Origin of the sequence: Persicitalea sp. (genome assembly GCF_041751555.1) — a bacterium.
In the GTDB taxonomy this organism is placed as follows: Bacteria; Bacteroidota; Bacteroidia; order Cytophagales; family Spirosomataceae; genus Persicitalea.
On the sequence record NZ_JBGSXF010000265.1, the window covers coordinates 1 to 3109 of the forward strand.

Sequence of the window (3109 nt, forward strand, 5' to 3'; positions counted from 1 at the left end):
TCCAGCCCCAATCCGGCGAAATCGAACTCAACGGAAAAAGTCTGCGCAACATCAACGTCCGGCAGGCAGGACGGGTAAGGGCGCAGCAAATCGGCATTGTTTACCAACGGGCGCATTTCGTCAGTTCATTGAGCGTGTTGGATAATATTTTACTTGCCAATTATCTTGCCGATAAAAAACAGAACAAAGAAAAAGCCATCCACCTCGCCGAGCAATTGGGTTTTGCCGAACATTTGTTCAAAAAACCCAACCAACTCAGCCAGGGCGAGCAGCAGCGCGCAAGCATTGCCCGCTCGCTGATGAACGACCCGACCGTTATCCTGGCCGACGAGCCCACCGCCAGTCTCGACGACGAGAACTGCCGGAAAGTAGTTGAGTTATTAAAAGAACAATCGCAGTCCATCGGCGCTAGTCTCATCGTCGTCACCCACGACCAGCGATTGAAGGCGGCGTTTGGGGAGTGGGTGACGTTGTGAAGGAAGGCACAAAGGAAAATATCAGTTTTGCATCATGGCTACTCATAGACTAAAAAAATGAATCTTGTTAAAATAAGTTGGGCCAACCTCAAAGAAAAGAAGCTGAGCAGCTTTCTGAGCGGGTTGTTACTGGCGTTGGGGATCGGGATTATTTCGCTGCTACTACTCTTGAACCAGCAGCTCGACGCGCAGTTTCGGCGCAACATTCGGGGCATCGACATGGTGGTGGGCGCTAAGGGAAGCCCGCTGCAACTAATTCTGTCGAGCATCTACCAGATCGACGCGCCCACGGGCAACGTGCCGCTGGCGGAAGTGAATAATTTAAAGAGGAATCCGTTCGTCAAGACGGTCATTCCGCTTTCGCTAGGCGACAACTATCGGGGCTTTCGAATCGTGGGTACCACGCCCGCTTACGTGCAGCATTTCGAAGGGAAAGTGGCGACAGGAGAACTCTTTGCTACCACGTTGGAAACTACCCTCGGCAGTAAGGTAGCTGAAGCTTCCGGCCTGAAAATCGGCGACACCTTCGCCAGTGCCCACGGTCTGGACGAAGAAGGCGACGCCCACGGCGAGACCGAGTACCACGTCGTCGGCATTTTAGAAACCAACGGCTCAGTGATCGATCAGCTTATCCTGACCGACCTGAGCAGCGTGTGGGCCATCCACGAACACGCCGAAGTACCCCCGCCGGGCGTAAAAGAGAGTGACCCCGCCCACCAAGAACTCGACGCCGAAGCCGCGCCTCGCGCCGCCGACGAAAAGGAAGTGACGAGCGCCCTCATCAAGTTTCGCAGTCCGATGGGGCTGGTGGCCTTACCCCGACAGATCAACGCCAACACCTCCATGCAGGCGGCCCTGCCGAGTATCGAGATCAACCGACTTTTTTCTCTGATGGGCGTAGGGATCGATACGCTGCGAGCATTGGCGCTGGTCATCATGCTTATTGCCGGAGCCAGCGTGTTCGTTTCTTTGTATAATTCTCTGAAAGACCGCAAGTACGAGATGGCGCTCATGCTTTCGATGGGCGCCACACGGACCCGCCTTTTTCTGCTCTTATTATTGGAAGGATTGTTTTTGGCTCTGATGGGCTATGTGGCGGGAATTCTGCTAAGTCGCGTCGGACTGTGGCTGTTCAGCCGCGCCGCCGAGCAGGATTTACACTATTCACTTGATCAATTCGGAATCCTGCCGGAGGAAATTTACCTATTCGGCGGAGCGTTAATAATCGGTGTCGCAGCCGCTGCCCTACCCTCGCTGGGTGTCTATCGTTTGAATATTTCAAGAACGCTGGCTGAGGATTGAAGCGTTTTCGGAATCGTTGGCACTTGCTCTTGAAACAAAAAATGCCTTACTTTTGCTGTAACATTCGATCAATGAAGTTGTTTTGATCACGATATTTACACGAACGCACTCATCACTCATACCTAAAATGAAACGCATCATAGTCCTGACGATACTCACCTTCTCACTCTTCTCGTTCGCCCCGGCGGCCAACCCCGTCAAATTGACCTGGGAAACGCTGCGCGACGTGACCTTCAAGAAAAAGTGGTACCCCGACGAATCGGTCTATATGCTGTACCCTACCTTCGGCCCGGCGGTGCAAAAGCTGAAAGGCAAAGAGGTAACGATTACGGGCTATATCTTGCCCATCGACCTCGATGCCAATATGTACGTGCTGTCGGCCTTCCCTTATAGCGCGTGTTTCTTCTGCGGTGGCGCGGGACCGGAGTCGGTCATGGCCCTGAAATTCAAGAAGAACCCCCGCAAGTTCAAGACCGACGAGCGACTGACTTTTAAAGGTACCTTAGCCTTGAATGCGGACGATATTTATCAGATGAATTATGTGTTGGAGAACGCTGAGGTGACGGAGTGAAGTAATAAAATTTATCCATGTTAAAACCTCCTGATCATAGGTAAAATCAGGAGGTTTTATTGTATTCTCGCTTTCACAATTGATACAGATTCTAGAACCCACCTAATTTTTTGTCATGGTAAAAAAAACCATTATCCCATTTTTCATCCTACTCCTTACCGCCACCCTTGCCAACGCCCAGCTGAAAGTAGCTCATCTCTTCGGCGATCACATGGTACTGCAGCGCGAAAAACCCGTGAAAATATGGGGCTGGGCCAACAAAGGCGACAAAGTCGAACTAACCTTCAACCAGCAAAAGTCCACGGCCAAAGCCGACGCCGACGGAAAATGGATGGCCGAACTACCCGGCATGTCTGCGGGCGGACCTTACGAGCTAGTGGTAAAAACCAAAAAAGACGAAGTAAAGCTGACCGATATTCTGGTCGGAGAAGTGTGGCTGCTGTCAGGGCAGTCGAACATGGCCTGGCTGGTAAAGAACTCCGACAGTGCGCAAGTCGAAATTGCGCGGGCCAACTACCCCAATATTCGGCACTTCGAGGTAGCCCGCGATTTGGCTTTCACTCCGGAGAAAGACCTGACTTCCGGCGAATGGGAAATCGCTTCGCCCGCCACGGTGGGAAATTTCTCGGCCGTGGGGTACTATTTCGCAAAAGACTTAGCCCAGCGGCTGAACGTTCCAATTGGTTTGCTGCATTCGTCCTGGGGCGGCACGCAAATCGAAGGCTGGATCAGCGAGAAAGCCATGAACGAGTCCGATGTG

The 3109-nt window shown here is 52.3% G+C and carries 4 protein-coding genes; all 4 read left to right on the forward strand.

Annotated features, from left to right (window positions below):
• Positions 1 to 476: ABC transporter ATP-binding protein (locus tag ACEW8P_RS09420; RefSeq protein WP_373512832.1), on the forward strand; the 476-nt coding region annotated here is incomplete at its 5' end.
• Between the two features lie 57 nt (positions 477 to 533).
• Positions 534 to 1778 carry an ABC transporter permease gene (locus tag ACEW8P_RS09425; protein WP_373512833.1) on the forward strand — a complete coding sequence of 415 codons (1245 nt, stop codon included), beginning with the start codon at positions 534 to 536 and terminating at the stop codon, positions 1776 to 1778.
• A 127-nt stretch (positions 1779 to 1905) separates the two neighbouring features.
• Positions 1906 to 2349, forward strand: coding sequence for a DUF3299 domain-containing protein (locus ACEW8P_RS09430; RefSeq protein ID WP_373512834.1), 444 nt, complete (start codon positions 1906 to 1908; stop codon positions 2347 to 2349).
• A gap of 115 nt (positions 2350 to 2464) precedes the next feature.
• On the forward strand, positions 2465 to 3109 hold a 645-nt coding region (locus tag ACEW8P_RS09435; protein WP_373512835.1), incomplete at its 3' end, for a sialate O-acetylesterase.

Excerpts from the sequence above, each read along its gene's own strand:
- ACEW8P_RS09425 (WP_373512833.1), top strand. The coding sequence starts at position 534 with ATGAATCTTGTTAAAATAAGTTGGGCCAACCTCAAAGAAAAGAAGCTG.
- ACEW8P_RS09430 (WP_373512834.1), top strand. The coding sequence starts at position 1,906 with ATGAAACGCATCATAGTCCTGACGATACTCACCTTCTCACTCTTCTCG.